The sequence below is a fragment of the Desulfosporosinus paludis genome (assembly GCF_045689965.1).
Lineage (GTDB): Bacteria > Bacillota > Desulfitobacteriia > Desulfitobacteriales > Desulfitobacteriaceae > Desulfosporosinus > Desulfosporosinus paludis.
Genome location: NZ_CP144211.1, coordinates 2,084,244 through 2,106,427, shown reverse-complemented (window position 1 = coordinate 2,106,427; position 22,184 = coordinate 2,084,244). Strand labels below are relative to the sequence as shown.

Below are 22,184 nucleotides of genomic sequence, written 5' to 3'. Positions count from 1 at the left end.
GTGCAAGATCCTAGTTGTAAACTAGAACGGAAATCCGAGCCGCCTTATGAGTGCAAACCCCGCTCGTTTCGCTAATGGTATAAACAGCCGACGAGCGAGTGGCATACCTACCTTTCGAGCTAAAGGTGGGCCAACATGCTGCGCAAGAGGAAATCCAACCTTACGTGCCAAAGAAGGGCCAAATTGCCTCATGAGGGAGGGACCATATTGTTTCAGGAGAGCTCCTGCTTGTTGTTGCCAAAGGTTTGTTGTTCCTGATGTGGAAGGGAAAACTTGTTCAGAGTGCGAGTTTTGTTGCAACATTGAAGAAAAAAGGTTAGCAGCTTTCTGTGCCGCGGGTATCTCCGGTTGAACATTTGCTGGGGCTGCAGGCATGGGAGTTTTCCCTTGAACAGGAGAAAGTTCTTGCCGTTGTTTGGAAGAAGTGCTTTGTTGTTGGCCGGGTGATGGGAAGATCGTTTGCTGAGATGGAAAGTACCCCCGTTGCCCTATAAACGATGCCATGGGCAAACCCCCTTTAGAATCTGAGGATAGTTTTTATTCATAATACACGGTATGCAACTATTGGATAAAAGTTCATTTGATTCATAAATTTTTATTAAATGGATAATAGTTCTATCCATGTACTTTAAATTCTTTATTCAAACTTGGAAAGGATAATGCATTATAGGTTACATTCTTTGATGGTCGTTCAGCAAAAGAAAGAGCAAGCAGTTCCCACTCTAGAGAACTACTTGCTCTTTATCATAGCGTCACTGTAACAAAGGATGTTGACTATTCGGCAAGGGCAATTGCCTCGATTTCAATAATAGCGTCCTTGGGCAAACGAGCAACTTGTACGGCGGAGCGAGCAGGTGGATTACTGGAAAAGTACGTGGCATAAACTGCGTTCATGGCTGCAAAGTCATTCATATCCCTCAGAAAAACTACAGTTTTTACGACATTGTCCATAGAGGAACCTGAAGATTCTAGGATGGCTTTGACATTATCTAAGGATTGTTTGGTTGCCCCTTCAATATCCGCTACTAATTCTCCACTTTGGGGATTTAGCGGAAGTTGTCCTGATGTAAAAATAAGATTTCCCACTTTAACCCCTTGTGAATATGGACCAATAGCCGCGGGTGCTTTTTGAGTATTAAGAATTTGTTTGCTCATAAAAAATTACCTCCTTGCAGATAGCTTCATTTTAGTGAGAAAGAAGCTAATTTTAAGTATACTTGATTTTAGGTAAATTAACCAAGCAAGAAATTGGTACTCGATGACATAGTACTATCTTGCTCGGATTAGCAATAATTTATCGAATCTAAATAGATGAAATCTCTTAGATGATGTTACGTCATTCTGGTGACAGTAGTTTGTTCATGATAGAATGCGCTATGATATAATAATTACCTTGGAACGGTTTTTTAAAGGGAGGTTAAAAATGTCGTTTCTGGAACGTGTAATACAAATTGACTTTGTAGACCGTTTGGGTTTAGGGATGGAGATTTTTGAGCTATGCGAACAAAATAAGGTTGATAAGATCGGGATGGAGGTAATTCCAGATAAAGGTATGTTTATTAAATTTCGTTGTTTGAATGATGAACAAGTTCAGCAACTGATAAGGGATCTCGCAGGGGTTCAAGGGGTTCTTTCAGTTTATTTGCGTGATCAGATGCCTTATGAAGAAAGAGAACATAAGCTGAGAGAGATTATTTCAAACGTTGATCGCAAGAGAAAAATGGCGTTTGAAGAGATTGTCTATCAGAGTGCTAAGATGCGCCATGCTGTTGAAACGGCTAAAATGGTTGCTAAAGGGACTTCGACAGTCCTTTTGCGAGGGGAAAGCGGAACCGGGAAGGAACTGTTTGCACGGGCGATTCATATGGAAAGCTTACGGGCTCAGGCGCCTTTCATTCCAATCAATTGTGTTGCTTTACCAGATAGTTTGCTGGAAAGTGAACTCTTTGGCTATGAAGAAGGGTCTTTTACAGGGGCGGTAAGAGGTGGGAAGAAAGGTCTCTTTGAACAAGCTGATCATGGAACACTTTTCTTGGATGAGATCGGGGAGATTTCGGCGCGGGTTCAGGTTCGCTTGTTAAGAGTATTGCAAGAAAATACGATTCGACGCGTTGGGGGAACGAAAGAAATACCAGTGGATGTCCGTATAATTGCGGCGACCCATCGTAATTTGGAAGAAATGATTAAAAAAGGTGAATTTCGCGAAGACCTTTATTATCGTGTCAATGTCATTCCGATACGGATTCCGCCTCTTCGGGAGCGGTGTGAAGATATTCCTTTGATAGCGCAGTTTCTGATACGCAAGATCTCCGAGAAGTTAGGGAAACCCGAGACCCATTTAACGAAGGAGAGTATCGATTTATTGATGGAGCAGGCTTGGCCGGGCAATGTACGGCAGTTGGAGAATACGTTGGAACGCCTTATCAATGTCATGGATTCTGCTGAGATCAAACCGCAGCTCTTCTATGAATGGACGGATTTAGTGCCTACTTATCAAACTGCGATGAATGAAGAAGGCAATTTTCAAATAAGAATACCAGTAGGGAAAGGGTGGCCTCCCTTAAAGACGATCGTAAGCGAGGTTGAAAAACAAGTTTTGATGCGGGTTTTAGAGACAAATACATCATCGAGGAAGGCTGGAAGGATTCTTGGGGTCTCTAATACAACGATTCTAAACAAATGTAAACATTACGGAATCGAGACGCGATGATTTACCATTTATATGTGGAAAGTATTAATGTCAATAAAATTAAGCAAGGAGTTCTCAATTTGGAGTGGAGTTCAGGAGAGGTCAGTAGATGGCAAGAAATTTTATCGATGATAAGATTTCTTGCCACTTTTCTTTATCAACTTTTTATTAAAGCAAGGCAAATTCTGCAATAGCTTTCATGAATGTATTGCAAACCCTATAAGAATCGCGGTTTTGGCCAAATCTAAGGTCATCTGGTGCCATTTCAGTAGTGGCACGCATCTTGCATCTTGGGGAATCAAAAGCACTTAAAATAAGGGAGGAACTCTTGTGACCAGAAAGGCAGAACCTTATCGTATTAAAATGGTAGAATCTATCCGAATGATTTCGCGTGAGGAGCGACAGAAAAAACTCCAAGAAGCCGGGTACAACCCGTTTCTTTTAAAATCGGAAGATGTTTATATTGATCTGCTCACTGACAGTGGTACCGGTGCTATGAGTGACAATCAGTGGTCTGCCTTAATGTTGGGGGATGAGTCTTATGCCGGCAGTAAATCTTTCTTTAAAGTAAAAGCTGCGGTGCAAGATATCTTCGGTTATAACTATGCTATTCCAACGCACCAGGGTCGTGGAGCGGAACAGGTTCTTTTTCCTCATTTAAAAAACCATGCAGGGCAGTATGTTCTGGGAAATATGCATTTTGATACGACTATGGCCCATATCGAGATGAATGGGATGATCCCGGTAAACCTTGTGATTGAGGATGCTTTTGATACCCAAAAAGAGCACCCTTTTAAGGGCAACTTTGATTTAGAAAAGCTAGAAGATTTCATTGTCGAAAAAGGTCCGGAGAATATTGCTTTCATCATTGCAACGGTCACTTGCAACTCATCGGGCGGACAACCGCTTTCCATGGAGAATTTCCGCGGAGTACGCAAAATTGCTGATAAATATTCCTTGAAGATCGACATTGATTCGGCTCGATTTGCGGAGAATGCTTATTTTATTAAAAAACGCGAACCAGGATATGAAAATAAAAGCATTCAAGAGATTATTAAAGAAATGTATGATATGGGCGATTACTTTACGATGAGTGCCAAAAAAGATGCTATTGTCAACATGGGCGGTTTAATTGGTATTAAAGATGAAGAAGAAATGTACCAGAAAGCAAGTACAAGTTGTGTGCCTATGGAGGGATTTATCACCTACGGGGGGCTCTCTGGCCGGGACATGGAATGCCTAGCTGTCGGGTTATATGAAGGGCTGGATGTTGACTATTTAGAAAGCCGGATTGGACAAGTGGAGTACCTGGGGAATGAACTCCGAAAACGTGGTGTTCCCATTCAGTGGCCCGTTGGAGGACATGCTGTTTTTGTGGATGCCGGTCAGTTCCTTCCCCATATCCCAGCCGAGCAATTCCCAGCTCAGGCTTTGTGCAACGAACTATATCTGGAAGCAGGCGTTCGCCCCGTGGAAGTAGGTTCCTTGCTGTTGGGCCGTGACCCTGTGACAGGGGTGCAAAAGAAAGCCGGCGTAGAATTTATGCGCTTAACAATTCCTCGTCGAGTGTACACAGACAACCATATGGATGTCGTTGTAGATGCTCTCGCAGCAATTTGGGAACGTCGAGACCAAGTAAAAGGGTTAGAATTTATTTATGAGCCGAAAGTGCTTCGCCACTTCCTGTGTAAGCTTAAACCTATCGAGGGATAATGCAGTTTTCATAATTAGGCCGGTGATAACATCACCGGCCTAATTATTGTGGGTGCGCCACACATGGTGGCCAGCCGACGGGCAATTCATGAATAGATATTGTCATGTTACGATTTATGGTCAATCCCCACAGCTATCAGCAAAATAGTGAATTAAATAAGTGCGGGTGTAAGCACAAATAAGATATGGTTTGATTGGTTCCCTTTGTTAAAAATCTATGCCTTGCATTCGGAAGAATGCGGGGTATTGAAGATCAAATTTCGGGACAAAGATGTTCTTTTGCAAAGTTATTGAGGGACGCAGTTGAGATCAAAGTGGGCAAAGATAACAGAGTATTCCCCCAACATTTATCGAACCTAAGCAAATAATAATTAGAACAACTCTTCATAATCGTAATTATAAATATACCCTATAAAGGGGTTTTGTGTAATATGTCGAAATCAAGCATTTAATTAGAATACATGACAAAACAGGAGGGATATAAATGAATTGGCTAAGAAACAAGAGAATTATCATAAAAATGGGTATGTTGATCGGTCTTATGTCTATTTTTTTGGCCGTATTAGGCGTCATTGGTTTTGTGTTTTTCAATCAAGCAAGTAACTTTATCAATCAGCTCTATTCGGATGACTTAATATCAATCCAAACTATAAACCAAGCTCGTTCTGATAGTAATGCTCTAAAATCTGCAACATTGACCCTTACCTCGTATTCAATTGATGATGCAACAAGGAAAGAACAACTCGCTCAAATAGATGTACGTGAGAAATCTATCGATAAATTCATTACAGATTATGAACCAATGGCTACTGATGCTTATGAGTCTGAACGATATATTAAGTTAAAAAACGAATTTCAATCTATTAAGGATATTACTAAAAAAGCAATAGATTATGAACAAGCTGGTGATAAAGCGGGAGCTCAGGAGTATTACTTAAAAAACGGTTTCTCAAAACAGGACGACTTTCAAACGATACTGAGAGAACTAGGGACTTTCAACGTCGACCAAGCAAAAAATAAAGTGACCAGTGAAAATAAAACTATCTCTTTTGTAAAAATAATTCTTTTGTTATTACCAATAGTTGTGATTATAGCAGCTATTTTTGTTGGACTATCGATTACAAGAATGATCACAATACCCATAAAAGGAGTCGTTGACAATATAAAAGAAATTGCTGATGGCAACCTAACTATTGAGGATTTGAAACACGACTCTAACGATGAAATTGGCATTTTGTCTATAACTTTAAATGCTATGTCTGCCAATGTAAGAGACCTCATTATTCAAGTGGCCAATAACGCAGAGCAGTTGGCAGCCTCTTCAGAAGAACTCACTGCCAGCGCCGAACAACAAGCTCAGGCGACAAATCAGGTGTCTTCTGCTATTCAGCATGTAGCAACTGAGACTGAGAAACAATCTAATGCAATCAATGAAACGTCTTCAGCCATTGAACAAATGACTGCGGCTATTCAGGAGATGTCAGCCAGCAGCAGCGAAGTGACAGAACAAGCCAACAATACTTCTTTGGCTGCAAATGAAGGGCAAAAAGTAGTCAGTAAAGCTGTTAGTCAGATGGAGAAGGTTGGACATGTTACTTCAGAGGTTCAAGCCGCTGTCGACCAATTGGAACAAGAGTCAAATAGAATCGGAGAAATTACTAATGTCATCTCTGATATAGCTGCTCAAACTAATTTACTTGCTCTAAACGCTGCAATTGAGGCAGCTCGAGCTGGGGAGCAGGGACGTGGATTTGCCGTTGTAGCGGAGGAAGTCCGCAAGCTGGCGGAACAGTCTCAAGCGGCTGCACAGCAAATTGCTTCATTAATTAACGATAACCAGGCTAATATTAACCATGCAGTTAAGGCCATGAAGGTTGGAACGGCCGATGTAAAAGACGGCATTGAAGTAGTAACTACAGCCGGAGAAACATTTGTGCAGATTGCTGGCTCAGTTAATCAGGTTGTCAACCAGATTCAGAACGTATCTATAACGGTCGAGGAAATGGCCAGCAGTAGTCAGTTGATTTTGACATCGATCAATCAGATAGAAGGTATCAGCAAGGATAACATGGGCCAGACTCAGTTCGTTTCGGCTGCGACAGAAGAACAGTCAGCTTCCAGCGAGCAAATTGCTGCTGCAAGTCAGAGCTTAGCGAAGATGGCCCAGGATTTGCAATTTGTGCTCAGTAAGTTTCGTGTGTAGAGCGAAAGCACATAGAGCGGGGCGTCAGTGAGGGCTTTTAAGAGCTATCAGTTGAGTTGAAAGTGACTGAGTCCTCATTGACTTGGGTTGTGAGGGCAGAATGTCAATGATCAAAGTATATCTGCCTGAATAATGAACTTTAAAATGATTTAGAAGTAAATTCTTATTCCGATTAATCCGCTAGAATCATTAATAGAGCTGATTTATAGTTCTTGTTACGTCCGTTTAGCGAATGGTTTTAGTTTAATAGTTCGAGTCAGGTTTCAAATGGGGATGGCGTATAGAACGTTGGCACCATATTTGCATGAAACATATTTAGGACATTTCTTGAAGCAATTGACATGGAGGATAGGTGACTTCATTGTATATTCGGTAGAGAGTAATTACAGTTAAATCAATTAGGAAGGAGGCTATTATTTTTTCCTTAATATAGTTCGAAAATTTAGATTTTTACTGAATGATTTAGATTTTGTGACGGTTATGGAGCAGTATGAGGGGGAATTTTCCTGAAATCCATTGTCTTTCGAAATAAATTGCCTTTTGGATTTGCCGGAATAATAGTTTTATCAGAGTTAGTATTGAGAAATTCTAAGTTTACTTTAGAATTATTGATTGTTAGTCTTCTAGGTTTCCTTGGCATCATATTATTTCGGACAAGCCAAACCTTTAAACTGTTAGACTTTGCCATAGAATATTTGAAGAGGGGTTCGGTAGGGGATTACCTTGTCTTAGAAAAGGGTGTAGAAGCTACCAAACAACTTCTGCAGGAAGTAATTGCAATGAAAAAGAAGGGTAATCCGGATAGAACATCTCTCCTTGAACGGCAAAAGGAATTATTAAAACAGAGTAAAGGCCTACTGTCTTTAAGTACCTTTTGGGAACCCGATGCTTTCGATGGTAACGACAATCACTTTAAAAACTCTAAGTACTATGATCAAGGAAAGTTCACGTCTTACGTCTATTGGGAAAACGGAACTATCGAAGTCGTTGCTCTTAAAAATGTTTACACTGAAGCTTGGTACACAATCCCTAAAGAAGTCCGGAAAATTTCCATTATTAAACCATACTATTATGAACTTAATGGTAAACAAGTATTAATGACAAGTATCATGCTGCCGATTATGATTAATAGGAAGTTTGTAGGTGCGATCGGTGTAGATATAGAATTAAAAGAACTAAAAGAAATTCAAAGTGATGTTGTTTTATACGAAAACAAATATAAAGGACACGATATTGAGAAGATCAAGGAAACTCTAGTGAATAGAAAAGATGAGCTTGGGATTCTCGGTCAAGTCATCAAAGCTACAAATGTTAATCAGAAAGAGATAACAGGTCGTTTGTTAGAAACAGCAAGCCAAGTCACCAATACTTCCCAGGAACTTACTGCGATAGCTCAAGAATCGGCCAAGGCAGTCGAAGAGATTTCCAGAACAATAGAGCATATTGCAGGGACCGCCACAGAACAAGCAGGTGACACAGATCATGGCGTAACACAGATTATCGAATTAGGGAACTTTATTGAAAAGGATCAACAATATTTGATTGACTTAAACAAGTCAGCTGAAAAAGTTGAGAAAATGAAATCTGAAGGAAGTGTATCGGTTCAAGAATTAATGGGAAGAACCAAAGAGAGAGAACGCTATATGGAACGGATAGAAGAGGGCATTATTAAGACGAATCAAAGTGCCGAGAAAATCAATTCAGCCAGTCAAATGATTCAGGCAGTGGCAGATCAAACCAATCTCTTGGCCTTGAACGCAGCCATTGAGGCTGCGAGAGCTGGTGAAGCGGGAAAGGGCTTTGCTGTTGTAGCAGAAGAAATTAGGAAGCTGGCAGAAAAGTCGAGCGGTTCAACTCGGGAAATCGATAAAATCGTTAAGGAGTTACAGGTTAATTCTCAAAATGCTGTTGAAATTATCAAAATAAGTTCAGTAATTGCTAAAAAACAAGAAGAAAGTGTCATCATAACCGATGAACGTTTTTCAGGAATCGCTGAAGCAATTGAGGAAACAAAAGCAATTATTGTCAGGTTAAATAGCTCAGGTCAAGATATGGAACGGAAAAAGGAGCAGATTACCGCCATCTTGAAAAGCCTAGCTTCTATCGCGGAGGAAAATGCTGCTAGCACCGAGCAAGTTTCTGCGGCTTCTGAAGAACAAGCCGCCTCCATGACTGAAATAGCGATTGCCAGTCAAAACTTATCAAAATTGGCTGCTGAGTTGCACCAGGCAATTGATAAATTTAAAAGTTAGAGCCTTAGCAAGTTAAAGACCAAAAACGCGCCAAAGTTTGAGACTCGGCGCGTTTTGCTTTGCTTTTTGGATTTTGGCACAGGAACAGGGTAAACTATTCATATCGAGTATGCCAAAAGGGAGGTTTAGGCTCATGAGTTTAGTATACACAGTTTTTGTTCCGCATCCACCAATTGTTGTACCGGAAATTGGAGGCCAAGAAGTACAAAAATGTCAAGTGACTCTGGAAGCTTATCGTGAGATAGCCCGTCGGTTAGTCCAGGCAAATATTGAGACTATTATTTTGGTGTCCCCTCATGCACCACTTACTAAGGAGGGAATAACACTCTTTACGGAAGAAAAGCTCACAGGGAATTTTGCTCAATTTGGGGTAAGGTCATTAACGTTTGCATGGATAAACGATCTAGCAATAACGACACAGTTTCAAAAATACCTTGACAGGGTTGTACCCATTCGCGAATCAATCGACCACGGATCACTCGTACCGCTTTACTTTCTGCAAGAAGCGGGATGGAAGGGAAAGATTGTTCTCGTGGGAATGCCTCTGGAACACCCTGAAGAATATGGAGCTCAGATAGGACAAATTTTAGAAAAAATGCCGATACGTACTGCGCTTGTTGCCAGCGGTGATCTATCTCATCGCTTAAAAGAAGACGGGCCATACGGTTACGATCCTGCTGGCCTAAAATTTGACCAAGCTGTGTACAAGAATCTTCAACGTGATGTAAGAAAACTGAGCCATTTGCCCATCGACCTAGTGGAAAATGCAGCAGAATGTGGGTACCGAAGCTTACGCTTAGCGCTGGCAGCTAAAGAAGGAGCCCCAGAGGTACTTTCTTATGAAGGGCCGTTTGGTGTGGGGTATTTAGTGGCTGATTTATATCATTCGTCGCCCTTGCCACTGTGGGCGAGGCAGTGTTTACAGGCGCATTTGCAGCATAAGAAATTAGGACCGGGGGATTTCTCCAAGACATCAGAGTTTTTTGAGCGGCGGGGATGTTTTGTTACCTTGAAACAACATGGGGAACTACGTGGTTGTATTGGAACAACTGAGCCATGGCAAACGAATTTAGCGTTAGAAATCCAGCATAACGCGATAGCAGCGGGAACAGAAGATCCACGTTTTTGGCCGGTTGAGATCGAGGATTTGGAGACGTTGTGTTTTACCGTGGATGTCTTGGGAGAACTCGAGAAAATTTCAGGGCCGGAAGAGTTAGACCCATGGCGATACGGCGTTGTTGTGCGAAAGGGCGGAAGAAGTGGACTTTTACTTCCGCATTTGGAAGGTGTCGATACTGTCTCTGAACAAATTAGTATTGCCAAACAGAAAGCCGGGATTCCATCAGGGGATGATGCAGACCTTTGGCGCTTCGAGGTTGTGCGGCATTATGAGTGAGATGAAAGATGAATCGTTCCGTACCAGTTGTCTTCTTTGCCCCCAACATTGTCAATTAGAGCAGGGGCAATCCGGTAAGTGCCATACCCGAGAAAATCGGGGAGGGGAGATTATATCTCTAACCTATGGGGAAGTAGCGGCCTGGAATTTGGATCCGATTGAGAAGAAGCCTCTTTATCATTTTTACCCGGGTTCTTGGGTTTTTTCCGTGGGGGGCTTTGGGTGTAATTTAAGTTGCTCGTTTTGTCAGAATCACGAAATATCCCAGAAACGCCAAGCAGGAAGAAAAGTGAGCCCTGCTGAACTCGCTTTCCAGGCTAGAAATTCATTGGGTTTATGCTTTACTTATTCAGAACCAAGTATGTGGTTTGAGATGATTAGAGACACAGCTCCTCTCGTTCGTGCCCAAGGGGGAAAGGTAGTTCTGGTCAGCAATGGAACGATGTCTCCGAGTTTTATTGAAGAATTGATTCCTTGGCTTGATGCAGTCAATATCGATATAAAGGGGTTTTCGGAGGAGTTTTATCAGAATTATTGTGGGGGAAAATTGTCCTGGGTATTGGATAATGTTGAGCGCATAGCTGGGCGCGTTCATCTGGAAATTACGACTTTGGTCATTCCTGGGGCCAATGATGATCCTGAAGAGTTCACTGAATTGTCACGATGGCTGCATAATCTGAACATCCCCTTGGCTTGGCATCTGAGTCGTTACCATCCGGCTTATCGTCTCTCGGTTCCACCGACAGAGCGAAAGACTCTAGATCGTTTAGGCGAAATCGCCAAGGAATGGCTTCCCTATGTTTACCTTGGAAATGTCAGGGGTGGGAGCACAACGTTTTGTCCGCATTGCGGTGAAGTTGTGATTCAGCGCGAGCCTGTTATAGTTAACCGCTTGAACCAGGGGTGTTGCCCAAAGTGTGGTGAAGGAATTTCTGGAAAATTCTAATGAAACAGTAAGCTCTAAAAATAACGAATGATTAGATATGAGGCCGAAATTAAAACTGAAAGTACCATTAAAGGAAAACCTACTTTAAAGAATTGGCTGTAGCGTATTTTAAGTCCGTTCTTTTCGGCAATTCCAGCGACGATGAGATTCGCCGAGGCTCCGACTAAGGTGCCGTTTCCACCGAGACAGGCACCTAGGGCTAAGGCCCACCAGAGGGGTTGGGTTTCAGCTGGAGTAAGCTGACTGAGCAAAGCAAGTTTCTGGATCAGGGGAATCATTGTTGCCACGTAGGGGATATTGTCAAGGAATGAGGAAAGCAGTGCGGATATACAGAGAATTAAAAGCGCCGAGAAGAGCGGATCTCCTTTGGTCAAGCTCATACTCCACTCTGCCAAACGGTCAAGAACTCCGACTTCAACAAGTCCCCCGACAAGGATGAACAAACCAGTAAAGAAAAAGAGCGTAGGCCATTCAATCGCTAAGAATATATCTTCTGGTTCTTCGCGGGTCCAGATCATTAAAAGCATCGCTCCGCTGAGAGCGATGGTCGCAGTTTCCAGGTGGAGGATAGAATGGAAAGAAAAAGACAAAATTACTAAACATAGTACGGCAAGGCTTTTTTTGAGTAAGGCAAAGTCTTTAATCTGGTCCCATTCGTTTTGGGCCAAGAGTTTAATTTTTAATTCATCTCTAGTGATCAACTTGCGGCGATACATGAGGTAAAACAGGAATAAAGTAACGATTAAAATGATGGTGATTACCGGACCAAGATTGAGGATAAAATCCATGAAACTCAGACCGCTTTGTCCGGCAATCATAATATTAGGCGGGTCTCCAATTAAAGTTGCTGTTCCTCCTATATTGCTCATGAGGATTTGGCTGAAAAGGAAAGGAATGGGGTCGACCTCTAATTGGTCTGCAATTGACAAAGTTATGGGGACAATCAGTAAAACTGTAGTAACGTTGTCTAAAAGTGCCGATAAAAGAGCAGTGAGCAAAGAGATGGCGAGCATTAGCAACATGGGGTTCCCTTTAACTTTTTTACTAACCCAGATAGCCAGAAAGGAAAAAACACCCGAGCGGCGAGTAAGATCAACGATCAGCATCATGCCAACCAGCAACCCTAAGGTATTCCAATCGATGTGTTCGATGGCCTTATCTTGAGTAAGAATCCCCAAGATGATCATCAATGAGGCACCAAACATTGCGGTCACTGCTCGCGGGAATTTTTCAGTGACGATAAAGAAATAACTAACTATGAAAATACTTACTGCAATCCAAAGAAACATTTTCAACCCTCCATAAATCAGAGCCGATAATTTCAAGCTCAATTGGCAAATAAAAAAGGAGAGCCGTTAATAATAACAACTCTCCCCAGAGAAGTTTAGCTTGTAGCCTGGCGATCTTAGCGTAACGCAAAGCGTAAGAATAACGTTCTGCCTTAAACCTTAGATCCATAGCTTTAGCGTCCTCCGCTTTCGCGAAGTTTACCCCAACCGAAACAACATCTTATCAAATTTGTTTTGAACATGAAACATTGCTAGTATACCAGGAAGAGTCTTACAACGTCAAGTTTGTAAGAAGGATGGGCTGTAATCAATCCATTAATATTCGGATAAAATTCTGGCTTTGATCTAATAATAAAAATTGAGGAGATGAATTTAATCTACTGAAATAAGGAGGCAATGGCTCAATGTTTAAACATGTCAAAGATATGGAATATACGGTACATGTTGATCGACCAGATCCTCGCTTCGCTGTTTTATTGTTGGAGCAATTCGGGGGAGGCAATGGCGAACTTAAAGCAGCCATGCAGTATTTCTCACAGAGTTTAGGATGTAATGATCCAAAAATTCGAGATTTGCTGCAAGACATTGCAGCCGAAGAATTAAGCCATTTAGAAATGGTAGGAGAGGCCTTGGGGATGTTGATCGGGCCGGTGGACAGTATCCCTAAGGATTTTGCTGCCAATCATATGGCCTTACTCGGAGGCGGCCCCCTCTTGGTGAACTCAGCGGGCGTACCTTGGACATCTAATTTCGTCAACTCTACGGGGGACATCTATACGGATCTTTCCGCAAATGCCGGTGCAGAATTAAGAGCTAAGCTCATTTATGAACGGCTTTTACAACAAACAGATGATGCCGGGGTTAAAGACATGATTCGCTTCCTTCTAAGCAGAGAGGAATCTCATAACTTCTCGTTTATGCAGGCGATCAATACTTTAACGGGAACCGGAGTCAACAAAGACTTCAGGGATTCCGATTTCTCCAAGAAATACATGAATATGTCTACAGGTCAGGGAGACAGCCGTGGTCCTTGGAATCAAGGAAATGAGTTTTCTTATGAGGAAAATCCTAATGAAAAATATGGAGGGCCGGCCCAATACGGCAAAGATCCGAACTCTGCCGGGCAGCGGGAAGTTGCTCCGGGTTACATGGATCACACACGCAACAATCCTCAGTATTCTCAACCTCAGCCACCTCAGCAACCAAAACATTGAAATCGTTACTCTTGTTAATAAAACGGGGGGGCGTTGCAAAACGAACTAAAATAGTTCGTAAGCAACGCCCCTTTTTTCCTACTAGAAACAAAACTGCAGGTCCCAAAGAACCCGCAGTTGTCGTATAATTTGAGTTATGCTAACAACCAAATTACACTCTAAAAATTATACTGAATTAAGTGGACACTATCAATTAGTTCTACCATTTAATTTTGATGTGTTAATACCGGAGGATGACTCAGTTCGACTGCTAAGCCACATTTTGGAGGGATTGAATTACGAAGCGTTGTATCAGGCCTACTCTTCCACTGGAAGAAAACCTGTAGTCGAACCCAAAATCCTGTTCAAAGTAGTAGCCTATGCCTATATGAACAACATTTACTCAAGCCGCAAGATTGAAGTTGCTTGTAAAAGAGACATTAACTTCATGTGGTTGTTGGAAGGATGCAAGGCACCAGACCACAGCACCCTTGCTCGATTTCGGAAGAACTATTTAAAGGAATCCATAGAAGACCTCTTTTTCCAAATGGTGACGTATTTACACAAGCTTGGGGAAGTAGAGTTTAAGAACCTTTTTGTCGATGGAACAAAAATTGAAGCCAATGCTAACCGTTATACGTTTGTCTGGAAGAAAGTCGTTACTAAGAATGAGACCAAAATGTTCTTGAAAATTCAATCCTGTCTTGAGGAGATCAATTTGACCTATCTAAAGGACTTCAAGGCAACCAAAGAAACGTTACTTAAGGACCTTAAGGCGGCCCTCTCCTACCTAGAAGAAAAACGTCAGCAAGAGCAGATTGAATTTGTCCATGGTATTGGAAAACGGAAATCAGAGCTACAAAAGTTTACAGAAGACCTGAAGGAATTCTATACCCGTCAAGAAAAGTACAACAGACATCACCAATTCTTCGAAGGAAGAAATAGCTACTCCAAAACCGATCCTGATGCGACCTTCATGCATATGAAAGATGACCATATGCGCAACGCTCAGTTAAAGCCGGCTTACAATGTTCAGATTGGCGTGGAAAGTGAATATGTAACAGGGGTTGGGATTTTCCAGGATCGTAACGACATAGCCACACTCATCCCTTTCTTAAACACGCTGGAATCTAAACTACAGGCCCATTATGAAAATGTTACTGCAGACTCTGGTTATGAGAGTGAGGAGAATTATCTTTATCTCGAAGGGAAAAAGCAGACCTGCTACATAAAGCCGCAAACCTATGAACAATGGAAAAAGAAACGCTTCAAAAAGGATATCAGCAAGCGAGAAAACATGGTTTACAATGCAGAAATGGATGAATACACCTGTCATAACGGAAAACAACTCAAACTAGTGGGAATTACCCATCGAACATCGGCAACGGGCTACCGATCTGAAATCACGATCTATGAATGTGAAGACTGCCGTGATTGTCCTTGTAAAAGTCAATGTACAAAAGCTAAAGGCAATCGAAGAATGCAAGTATCTAAAACGTTTGTGGCCAAACGCCAGGTATCGTACGGAAACATTACCACCGAAAAAGGGAGACTACTCAGAGTAAATCGATCCATACAGGTCGAAGGAGCCTTTGGGGTACTCAAAAATGACTATAACTTTAATCGCTTTTTGACACGAGGTAAAAACAGTGTAAAAACTGAATTTATGCTGCTGTGTTTTGGGTATAACGTGAATAAACTTCACGCTAAAATACAGAATGAACGAATTGGTAAACCCCTTCATCCATTAAAAACGGCTTAAAAAGGGGTCGAAAAAACAGTCTCATCTAGAAGGCTTATTTTGCTATACACAAATTTAAGTAGAAAATAGAGATTGAGCATTGCAATCAAACCACTTAATATTTTCCACAGTAAAAAGAAATGGGGAGCATCGCTTGCTACTTCAAAATAGTAGTTTTGCGACACTCCCTTTTATGTGCTTTAAATTTCTTGATGGCATAAACGAAATATCCATTTGACAAAGTATTTACTATCGAGTAATATATTTCGTAGGCGAAATATTCGCGTAAGGAATATTTGTATCCGAAACATTTTTAAACAAACGATAACGAGGTGTAGACTAATGGAACATTTGGATGGAAATTTAGATGGAAATTTAAATGAAGGCGCTAAAGTTGCCAGGATTTTTCATGAAGTTATGTCGCTTTTCAGGCAAAGCATGAGCAGAGTGTTTGAGGATGCCGGTATTACAGCTCCTCAAGGTATGGTGATTGGTATCTTAAGTCGGGAAAAGACGCTGAAGATTACAGAGTTGAGTGCAAGGCTTAGTTTGTCCAATAGTACCGTATCAGGTATTATCGACAGGCTGGAAAAACAGGGAATCGTGGAACGAAACAGAAGTGAACAAGATAAACGGGTTGTCTATGTCAATATATCCCCTAAGTTTAGGGAACAACATCAATACTTTCATAAGCAGATGGAGGAGAATGTCGCCAGTATCCTGAATAAAGGAACCCCTGAAGAGTTGAAAAAAATATGTGAAGGTTTAGAGACGCTAAAAAAGCTTCTAATTGTTCGAGAAGGGAAAAAACCTCAAGGGTAAGAGATTGGAGAGTGACCAAGAAATGATGAAGTTATTTAAGTTTCTAAAGGAATATAAAGCATATATCGCTGCTATCATCGTCCTTCTTTTTGTTCAAGTACTTTCGGATCTCTATTTGCCAACTTTAATGGCTGATATTGTTGACAAAGGGATTGTCAATAAGGACGTCAGCTATATCTTAAAAGTTGGTGGGTTTATGCTGCTTGTTGCAGCAGGAGGGACGTTATGTGCGATCACGGCGACGTTTCTCTCGTCAAAAACTGCCGTAGGTTTTGGCAGGCTTTTACGGGAAAAGATTTTCACAAAAGTTCAAAGCTTTTCCTTACAGGAATTCGACAAGATTGGAACTGCAACTCTAATTACAAGAACAACCAACGACGTTACTCAGGTTCAACAAGTGTCCGTTCTCATTTTAAGTATGATGGTTAGCGCTCCTTTAACCTGTCTTGGCGGTATTTTTATGGCCATTCAACAAGACCGGGGGTTGACTTGGGTACTTTTGGTGGCAGTACCAGCGTTATTTTTGATTATCGGGGTTGTACTTTCTAAGGGTATTCCGCTTTTCAGACTTATGCAGGTAAAGCTTGATAAGTTGAATCTTGTCTTGCGGGAAAACTTAACGGGTATTCGCGTGGTCCGGGCGTTCAATCGTATTGAAAAAGAAAAAATGAGATTTGATCAGGCCAATTCAGACCTTATGCAAAACGCTGTCAAAGTCAATAAAATTATGGCCATTTTAATGCCTATGATGATGTTGATTATGAATTTTACAACAATCGCCATCATCTGGTTTGGTGGTATTCGCATTAATAATGGGGATATGCAAATAGGATCTCTGATGGCCTTTATCCAATATGCTACTCAAATTCTTTTCTCTTTGCTGATGCTGACCATGTTGTTTGTTATGGTCCCTCGTGCTCAAGCATCTGCTGTGCGGATTAATGAGGTGTTGGATACTGAACCTGAGATCAAGGATTCACCCAAGCCTAATTTGGCGGATCAGAAAAAAGGATTTGTTGAATTTCAAAAGGTTTCCTTCAGCTATCCTGGAGCAGAACAACCTGCGCTAAGTAATATCACCTTCAGTGCCAAACCAGGTGAGATTACGGCAATCATTGGTGGGACCGGCTCAGGCAAATCCACTCTGGTTAACCTTATAACACGATTTTATGATGTGGACAGCGGAAGGGTTCTGGTTGATGGAGTTGACGTTCGAGAAATGAGCCAAGAAAGCTTGAGAGCTAAGATCGGCTTTGTCCCTCAAAAATCAGTTCTTTTCTCCGGTACCATTGCCGACAATATCAAATATGGCAAGGAGAATGCTACGCTAGAAGAGATTGAACATGCAGCTCAAGTAGCGCAAGCGACTGATTTTGTCACAGGCATGGAAGACGGATTCAATCATACCATTGCCCAGGGAGGGACCAATGTTTCAGGCGGACAGAAACAACGGCTTTCAATTGCCCGAGCTTTAATTCGCAGGCCGGAAATCTATATCTTTGACGATAGTTTCTCGGCCCTTGATTTCAAAACAGATGCTAAGCTACGGGCTGCTCTCAAACCTGAAATTTCAACGTCTACAGTGTTTATCATAGCCCAAAGGGTTGCTACGGTTATGAATGCCGATCGAATTATTGTCTTAGATGATGGGCAGATTTCCGGTATTGGAACGCATCAAGAACTGCTTAATACCTGTGATGTCTATCATGAGATCGTGGCCTCGCAGCTTTCAGAGGGGGAATTAGCATGAGCGAACAACGAAACACCAATAAACCGCAGCAAGGCCCCTTTGGTGGGAGACAAGGCGGCCCGGGCGGATCTATCGGGAGACCTGTGGAAAAGGCTAAGAATTTCAAAGCAACTTTGTTGCGGCTGATACAATATTTAAAACCTCAAAGATTAAAATTAAGCATTGTGTTCATATTTGCCATTCTTAGTACAGTTTTTAGCATATTAGGACCGAAGATTATGGGTAATGCTACCACGAAATTGTTTGAAGGCATCATGTCAAAACTAAACTTGGCCAAATTACTACAACAGCAGGATACTTTAAGTAAATTGGCGGCAAATCCCAAAACGGCATCCTCGGAGGTAGTAGGAGGATTAGCCCAGGTAAAGGCCGGAATTGCCAAAATAATGGAATTGAATGGTGGGAACATTGATTTCGATTATATCTGGAGAATTGTGCTCATTCTCATAGGACTGTATCTGGTGAGTGCTTTATTCAGTTATATCCAACAATATGTTATGGCTGGGGTAGCCCAGAAAACCGTTTATAATCTTCGCAAAGAAGTCGATGACAAGCTATCTCGCTTACCTTTAAAGTTTTTTGATTCCAGAACCCATGGCGAAATTTTAAGTCGGGTTACCAACGACGTGGATAACATTGCTAATACCTTACAGCAAAGTATTACCCAGTTAATCACTTCAATTGTAACCATTCTTGGTGTGATTGTCATGATGCTTTCGATTAGTCCTTTGCTGACACTGATTGTGATTTTGACATTGCCCCTTTATATTCTCGTGACAACGAATATTGCTAAACGCTCTCAGAAGTATTTTGCCGCTCAACAAAAATCTCTCGGAGAACTCAATGGACACGTAGAAGAAATGTTTACAGGTCATGTCATTGTTAAAGCCTTTGGTCATGAGAGCAAATCCATCCAAACCTTCAATGAGATCAATGCGCAGCTCTACAATGCAGGATGGAAAGCTCAGTTCATTTCAGGAATCATCATGCCTCTCATGAGATTTGTCAGTAATCTAGGATATGTCATCGTCAGTGTGGTTGGAGGTATTTTCGTAACCAATGGGAGGATCAATATTGGCGATATTCAAGCCTTTATTCAATACTCCAGGCAATTTACCATGCCAATCGTTCAAACGGCCAATATCGCCAATATTATTCAATCAACCGTTGCCTCTGCCGAGCGTGTCTTTGAATTGCTGGATGAAGCTGAAGAATTACCGGATAGCCCAGATGCTCAAGTGATCTCCTTTCCCAAAGGCAATGTCACTTTTGATAATGTGGATTTCGGCTATACTGGACAAGAGCCTCTCATTAAGAAGATGAACATTGCTGTGAAGCAGGGCCACACCATTGCTATCGTTGGTCCGACCGGGGCGGGAAAAACGACTCTCGTGAACTTACTGATGCGTTTCTATGAAATTGACGCGGGTAAGATTACCGTGGATGGAGTGGATATCCGGGATCTAAAACGCGGAGATCTTCGAAATATCTTTGGCATGGTGCTTCAAGACACATGGCTCTTTAATGGCACGATTATGGAGAATATCGCCTATGGACGTGAAGGTTGTACAGAAGAAGAGGTTATTACTGCCGCCAAAGCAGCTCATGCTCATCACTTTATCAAAACCCTTCCGGAGGGCTATAACACCATCTTAAACGAGGAGGCCTCCAATATTTCTCAGGGTCAAAAGCAGTTACTGACGATTGCCCGAGCCATTCTGGCAGATCCGGCGATCTTAATCTTGGATGAGGCGACGAGTAGTGTTGACTCCAGAACTGAGGTTTATATTCAAAAAGCTATGACAGCGCTTATGAAGGGAAGAACCAGTTTTGTCATAGCCCATAGACTTTCTACGATACGCGATGCTGAATTAATTCTGGTGATGAACCAAGGCAGCATTATTGAAATGGGGAACCATAAGGAGCTTCTTGCTCAGAATGGCTTCTATGCAGATCTTTATAACAGTCAGTTTAGCGGGGCAGACTTAGATGCTGAAGTTGGGTAAAAATCATCACTGAACAATAAGAGGCCGCTGTTCACGAACTGAATAGTCCGTGAGCAGCGACCTCTGTTGTTCTCTAAAAATAAAACTTCAGTTCTGAACAGTCGCAGTAGGTGAATTGAGTGATACAGTCAACAAAATCATGGGGCAAGATTATATCTGTTAAGCTTGGCATATCCTGCCGAGGTTGATTGAGGACCGCAGCATCCTCTTTGTTCCTAGAAAGAGTTATTGCCGTGGTACCCATAACATAATGGACACCCCTACAAGGCAAATCGCAGCGCCTATCCAATCGTAGATATCAGGTACTTTTTTATCAACCATCCAACCCCATAGGACTGCGAGAATGATAAATACCCCTCCATAAGCAGAATAAACTCTACCGAAATTTGGAAATTTCTGCAATGTCGGAATGATTCCATAAAGGATGAGAATTAATCCCCCAATTATCCCATACCAAAATGGCCGTCCTTCTCTCAGGGTAAGCCAAAGCAAGTAGCCTCCCCCGATTTCCGCCAGGCCTGCCAACAGAAATAAAAAAATTGCATTAAACATCCGAATAACTCCGTTCACCTAAGGCTTAATCATTATGATCATGTTGGTGTTTATGACTGTGGCCATGATGGTCGTCAGAGTGTGGATGAACATGATCATGATCGTGTGGGTGTTTATGTTTATGTTCATGTTCATGTTCATGGTTGTGTTCGTGGGGACGTCCAAGAGCATGGGCTATGGTATGTTCTTTATCAGGAAGGGTATCAAACCAGCCATTATTGGAGTCCTCTAGGCTGTCTCGAAAATGAAAATAGGGTTTAATGTCAAGTAGAGGAGTCCCATTATAAGCGTCTATTCCCGAAATGATGATCTCGTTGCCTTGGATTTCCTTAATTTTAACAATACTTAAGCCAATTGGGTTGGGCCTTTTGGGCGTGCGGCTGGCAAAAAGCCCGATTTCAAGTTCAGGCGCCCAGGGAGAGTGAGTCAGCAGTTCGATAGGTGGAGATACCTGATCAAGATGATAAAGGACGTATAGGTAGTTGAAATTATCTAAGGATTTCAGGGCCGTAGCATACTCGGGATTAAGCGTAATCCAGAAATCCCCAGGCGCATCGGGAATTGATTGATGGGGAGCGTTAAAAGGGAAATACGGGGTATGGATGGTTCCTATGGATTGGTAGTTAATGTCCATAATGATCTCCTTTCACTCAGATATTCTAGAACTTTTCTAAAAGGATACGGTGATTGAGCAAGGTCATTTCTTTAATCTGAGCATTAATGAATTTTTGTTTTCCAAAAATGTCTACAAGTTTCAGACCATGTTCATAAGGCTCAATCGTGTCAACGGACTCCATGAATAACACATTTTTCTCTCCATCCTTGAGATAAGCATTTGCTTCACACATCGTTTTCGTACTCCTTGTTAAGAAATTAAAAAAGACCAGAGAGGACCCTTCTAAGATCAGACCTCCATGGTCTTTTATTCATACTTAATTTTGTTCGCTCCCTTTTCCTGTCTTAAAACATTCGACATGGCAAAAAGTTTTCCTTCATGTCGTTTGTTAGTGTGGACAAAAATTTAAAAGTTTATGAATGGGTTTACATGTTTTAGGACTTAATCGGGAATTTTAGAAGAGTACGAAAGATTTTCGCGGAGGTGACTCTAATAATGCCAACGATTAATTTTGATGGACCAATTTTGACCATGGACCAGAAGAGGAGTTTGATTCACGGAATGAGTCAAGCAGCTTCTCAAGCGCTGGGAATTCCCATGGCGGCCTTTAATGTAACCCTCGATGAGCATGAGTATAGCAACATGGGTATTGGCGGGGAAGTTCTGACCGAATCAGGTTATTGGCAAAAATACAAAGAAATTAAAGATTAAACGTAAGGGGACGGTTCTTAATTTGTGCGAACAGCACAAAGAAGAACCGTCTTCTTTTGTTTAGCGACTGAGTTAATTAAGTGGAATTAAGCACTTGTCATCAACACTTTCAAAAGGTAAAATGTTTATAAAGATCCTTGTTGGATTTCAAGAGTGATGGGGCTCACCGAATGCTTTAAGCTGATGGCTCCTACCGGACTGTAATGTCCGGTAGGAGCTCGTTCTTTTTAAGGATTAAGTGTTTTAAGTCACGGTTAAGGGAGGATAGAATGGTTGTCATCATTACTAAGGTTGTAGGTTTTCTG

Annotated in this window: 18 protein-coding genes and 2 riboswitches; of the genes, 12 read left to right on the top strand and 6 right to left on the bottom strand. The window is 41.7% G+C overall.

The window, feature by feature from the left end; all coding sequences use genetic code 11:
- Positions 1-21: 21 nt before the first annotated feature.
- Both VZF35_RS10620 and VZF35_RS10615 read right to left on the bottom strand, forming a co-directional pair.
- A complete protein-coding gene (locus VZF35_RS10620; protein WP_407313443.1) occupies positions 22-504 on the bottom strand; it encodes a hypothetical protein in 483 nt (160 codons plus the stop codon).
- Between the two features lie 270 nt (positions 505-774).
- Positions 775-1,155, bottom strand: coding sequence for a RidA family protein (locus VZF35_RS10615; RefSeq protein ID WP_407313441.1), 381 nt, complete (start codon positions 1,153-1,155; stop codon positions 775-777).
- A gap of 268 nt (positions 1,156-1,423) precedes the next feature.
- Here VZF35_RS10615 and VZF35_RS10610 point away from each other — a divergent pair, with 268 nt between their 5' ends.
- From VZF35_RS10610 to amrS, 6 genes are all read left to right on the top strand, one after another.
- Positions 1,424-2,710: a sigma 54-interacting transcriptional regulator gene (locus tag VZF35_RS10610; protein ID WP_407313439.1), complete on the top strand. Its 1,287-nt coding sequence runs from the start codon at positions 1,424-1,426 to the stop codon at positions 2,708-2,710.
- Between the two features lie 309 nt (positions 2,711-3,019).
- A complete protein-coding gene (locus VZF35_RS10605) occupies positions 3,020-4,402 on the top strand; it encodes a tryptophanase (RefSeq protein ID WP_407313437.1) in 1,383 nt (460 codons plus the stop codon).
- Positions 4,403-4,886: 484 nt separating this feature from the next.
- Positions 4,887-6,605: a methyl-accepting chemotaxis protein gene (locus tag VZF35_RS10600; RefSeq protein WP_407313435.1), complete on the top strand. Its 1,719-nt coding sequence runs from the start codon at positions 4,887-4,889 to the stop codon at positions 6,603-6,605.
- A gap of 779 nt (positions 6,606-7,384) precedes the next feature.
- Positions 7,385-8,857 (top strand): methyl-accepting chemotaxis protein, encoded by a 1,473-nt coding sequence (locus VZF35_RS10595; RefSeq protein ID WP_407313433.1) that lies wholly within the window; start codon positions 7,385-7,387, stop codon positions 8,855-8,857.
- Positions 8,858-8,990: 133 nt separating this feature from the next.
- Positions 8,991-10,253, top strand: coding sequence for an AmmeMemoRadiSam system protein A (gene amrA, locus VZF35_RS10590; protein ID WP_407313431.1), 1,263 nt, complete (start codon positions 8,991-8,993; stop codon positions 10,251-10,253).
- On the top strand, positions 10,246-11,199 hold the full coding sequence (gene amrS, locus VZF35_RS10585; protein ID WP_407313429.1) for an AmmeMemoRadiSam system radical SAM enzyme: 954 nt from the start codon (positions 10,246-10,248) through the stop codon (positions 11,197-11,199). The genes amrA and amrS overlap by 8 nt, the downstream gene beginning before the upstream one ends.
- Before the next feature lie 14 nt (positions 11,200-11,213).
- On the opposite strand, the gene VZF35_RS10580 is transcribed toward amrS, so the two are convergent.
- A complete protein-coding gene (locus VZF35_RS10580; protein WP_407313427.1) occupies positions 11,214-12,488 on the bottom strand; it encodes a sodium:proton antiporter in 1,275 nt (424 codons plus the stop codon).
- A gap of 98 nt (positions 12,489-12,586) precedes the next feature.
- A riboswitch (cyclic di-GMP riboswitch) is annotated at positions 12,587-12,701 on the bottom strand.
- Between the two features lie 191 nt (positions 12,702-12,892).
- Between VZF35_RS10580 and VZF35_RS10575 the strand changes: the two genes are divergently transcribed.
- From VZF35_RS10575 to VZF35_RS10555, 5 genes are all read left to right on the top strand, one after another.
- Positions 12,893-13,702, top strand: a complete 810-nt coding sequence (locus VZF35_RS10575) for a manganese catalase family protein (protein WP_407313425.1) — start codon at positions 12,893-12,895, stop codon at positions 13,700-13,702.
- Between the two features lie 136 nt (positions 13,703-13,838).
- On the top strand, positions 13,839-15,443 hold the full coding sequence (locus VZF35_RS10570; RefSeq protein WP_407305670.1) for an IS1182 family transposase: 1,605 nt from the start codon (positions 13,839-13,841) through the stop codon (positions 15,441-15,443).
- 321 nt (positions 15,444-15,764) lie between these two features.
- The gene (locus VZF35_RS10565; protein ID WP_407313423.1) at positions 15,765-16,244 is read left to right on the top strand and encodes a MarR family winged helix-turn-helix transcriptional regulator; all 480 of its coding nucleotides are present in this window, start codon (positions 15,765-15,767) and stop codon (positions 16,242-16,244) included.
- A 22-nt stretch (positions 16,245-16,266) separates the two neighbouring features.
- On the top strand, positions 16,267-17,994 hold the full coding sequence (locus tag VZF35_RS10560; RefSeq protein ID WP_407313421.1) for an ABC transporter ATP-binding protein: 1,728 nt from the start codon (positions 16,267-16,269) through the stop codon (positions 17,992-17,994).
- On the top strand, positions 17,991-20,000 hold the full coding sequence (locus VZF35_RS10555; protein ID WP_407313419.1) for an ABC transporter ATP-binding protein: 2,010 nt from the start codon (positions 17,991-17,993) through the stop codon (positions 19,998-20,000). Before VZF35_RS10560 ends, VZF35_RS10555 begins: the two co-directional genes overlap by 4 nt.
- 225 nt (positions 20,001-20,225) lie before the next feature.
- Here VZF35_RS10555 and VZF35_RS10550 read toward each other — a convergent pair whose 3' ends face one another.
- From VZF35_RS10550 to VZF35_RS10540, 3 genes are read right to left on the bottom strand one after another with little or no spacing between them, the layout of a single operon-like run.
- Positions 20,226-20,552, bottom strand: coding sequence for a YnfA family protein (locus VZF35_RS10550; protein WP_407313417.1), 327 nt, complete (start codon positions 20,550-20,552; stop codon positions 20,226-20,228).
- Positions 20,553-20,577: 25 nt separating this feature from the next.
- The gene (gene tsaA / locus VZF35_RS10545) at positions 20,578-21,186 is read right to left on the bottom strand and encodes a tRNA (N6-threonylcarbamoyladenosine(37)-N6)-methyltransferase TrmO (protein WP_407313415.1); all 609 of its coding nucleotides are present in this window, start codon (positions 21,184-21,186) and stop codon (positions 20,578-20,580) included.
- Between the two features lie 25 nt (positions 21,187-21,211).
- Positions 21,212-21,400: a CooT family nickel-binding protein gene (locus VZF35_RS10540; protein WP_407313413.1), complete on the bottom strand. Its 189-nt coding sequence runs from the start codon at positions 21,398-21,400 to the stop codon at positions 21,212-21,214.
- A gap of 263 nt (positions 21,401-21,663) precedes the next feature.
- On the opposite strand from VZF35_RS10540, the gene VZF35_RS10535 reads away from it, so the two are divergent.
- The gene (locus VZF35_RS10535; RefSeq protein ID WP_407313411.1) at positions 21,664-21,879 is read left to right on the top strand and encodes a 4-oxalocrotonate tautomerase family protein; all 216 of its coding nucleotides are present in this window, start codon (positions 21,664-21,666) and stop codon (positions 21,877-21,879) included.
- Positions 21,880-22,022: 143 nt separating this feature from the next.
- A riboswitch (Fluoride riboswitch) is annotated at positions 22,023-22,079 on the top strand.
- The last annotated feature ends 105 nt before the right edge of the window (positions 22,080-22,184 follow it).

What these genes read in the sequence shown, in the direction of transcription:
- VZF35_RS10620 (WP_407313443.1), bottom strand. Translation starts at nt 504, where the DNA reads ATGGCATCGTTTATAGGGCAACGGGGGTACTTTCCATCTCAGCAAACG.
- VZF35_RS10615 (WP_407313441.1), bottom strand. Translation starts at nt 1,155, where the DNA reads ATGAGCAAACAAATTCTTAATACTCAAAAAGCACCCGCGGCTATTGGT.
- VZF35_RS10610 (WP_407313439.1), top strand. Translation starts at nt 1,424, where the DNA reads ATGTCGTTTCTGGAACGTGTAATACAAATTGACTTTGTAGACCGTTTG.
- VZF35_RS10600 (WP_407313435.1), top strand. Translation starts at nt 4,887, where the DNA reads ATGAATTGGCTAAGAAACAAGAGAATTATCATAAAAATGGGTATGTTG.
- VZF35_RS10595 (WP_407313433.1), top strand. Translation starts at nt 7,385, where the DNA reads ATGAAAAAGAAGGGTAATCCGGATAGAACATCTCTCCTTGAACGGCAA.
- amrA (WP_407313431.1), top strand. Translation starts at nt 8,991, where the DNA reads ATGAGTTTAGTATACACAGTTTTTGTTCCGCATCCACCAATTGTTGTA.
- amrS (WP_407313429.1), top strand. Translation starts at nt 10,246, where the DNA reads ATGAGTGAGATGAAAGATGAATCGTTCCGTACCAGTTGTCTTCTTTGC.
- VZF35_RS10580 (WP_407313427.1), bottom strand. Translation starts at nt 12,488, where the DNA reads ATGTTTCTTTGGATTGCAGTAAGTATTTTCATAGTTAGTTATTTCTTT.
- VZF35_RS10575 (WP_407313425.1), top strand. Translation starts at nt 12,893, where the DNA reads ATGTTTAAACATGTCAAAGATATGGAATATACGGTACATGTTGATCGA.
- VZF35_RS10570 (WP_407305670.1), top strand. Translation starts at nt 13,839, where the DNA reads ATGCTAACAACCAAATTACACTCTAAAAATTATACTGAATTAAGTGGA.
- VZF35_RS10565 (WP_407313423.1), top strand. Translation starts at nt 15,765, where the DNA reads ATGGAACATTTGGATGGAAATTTAGATGGAAATTTAAATGAAGGCGCT.
- VZF35_RS10560 (WP_407313421.1), top strand. Translation starts at nt 16,267, where the DNA reads ATGATGAAGTTATTTAAGTTTCTAAAGGAATATAAAGCATATATCGCT.
- VZF35_RS10555 (WP_407313419.1), top strand. Translation starts at nt 17,991, where the DNA reads ATGAGCGAACAACGAAACACCAATAAACCGCAGCAAGGCCCCTTTGGT.
- VZF35_RS10550 (WP_407313417.1), bottom strand. Translation starts at nt 20,552, where the DNA reads ATGTTTAATGCAATTTTTTTATTTCTGTTGGCAGGCCTGGCGGAAATC.
- tsaA (WP_407313415.1), bottom strand. Translation starts at nt 21,186, where the DNA reads ATGGACATTAACTACCAATCCATAGGAACCATCCATACCCCGTATTTC.
- VZF35_RS10540 (WP_407313413.1), bottom strand. Translation starts at nt 21,400, where the DNA reads ATGTGTGAAGCAAATGCTTATCTCAAGGATGGAGAGAAAAATGTGTTA.
- VZF35_RS10535 (WP_407313411.1), top strand. Translation starts at nt 21,664, where the DNA reads ATGCCAACGATTAATTTTGATGGACCAATTTTGACCATGGACCAGAAG.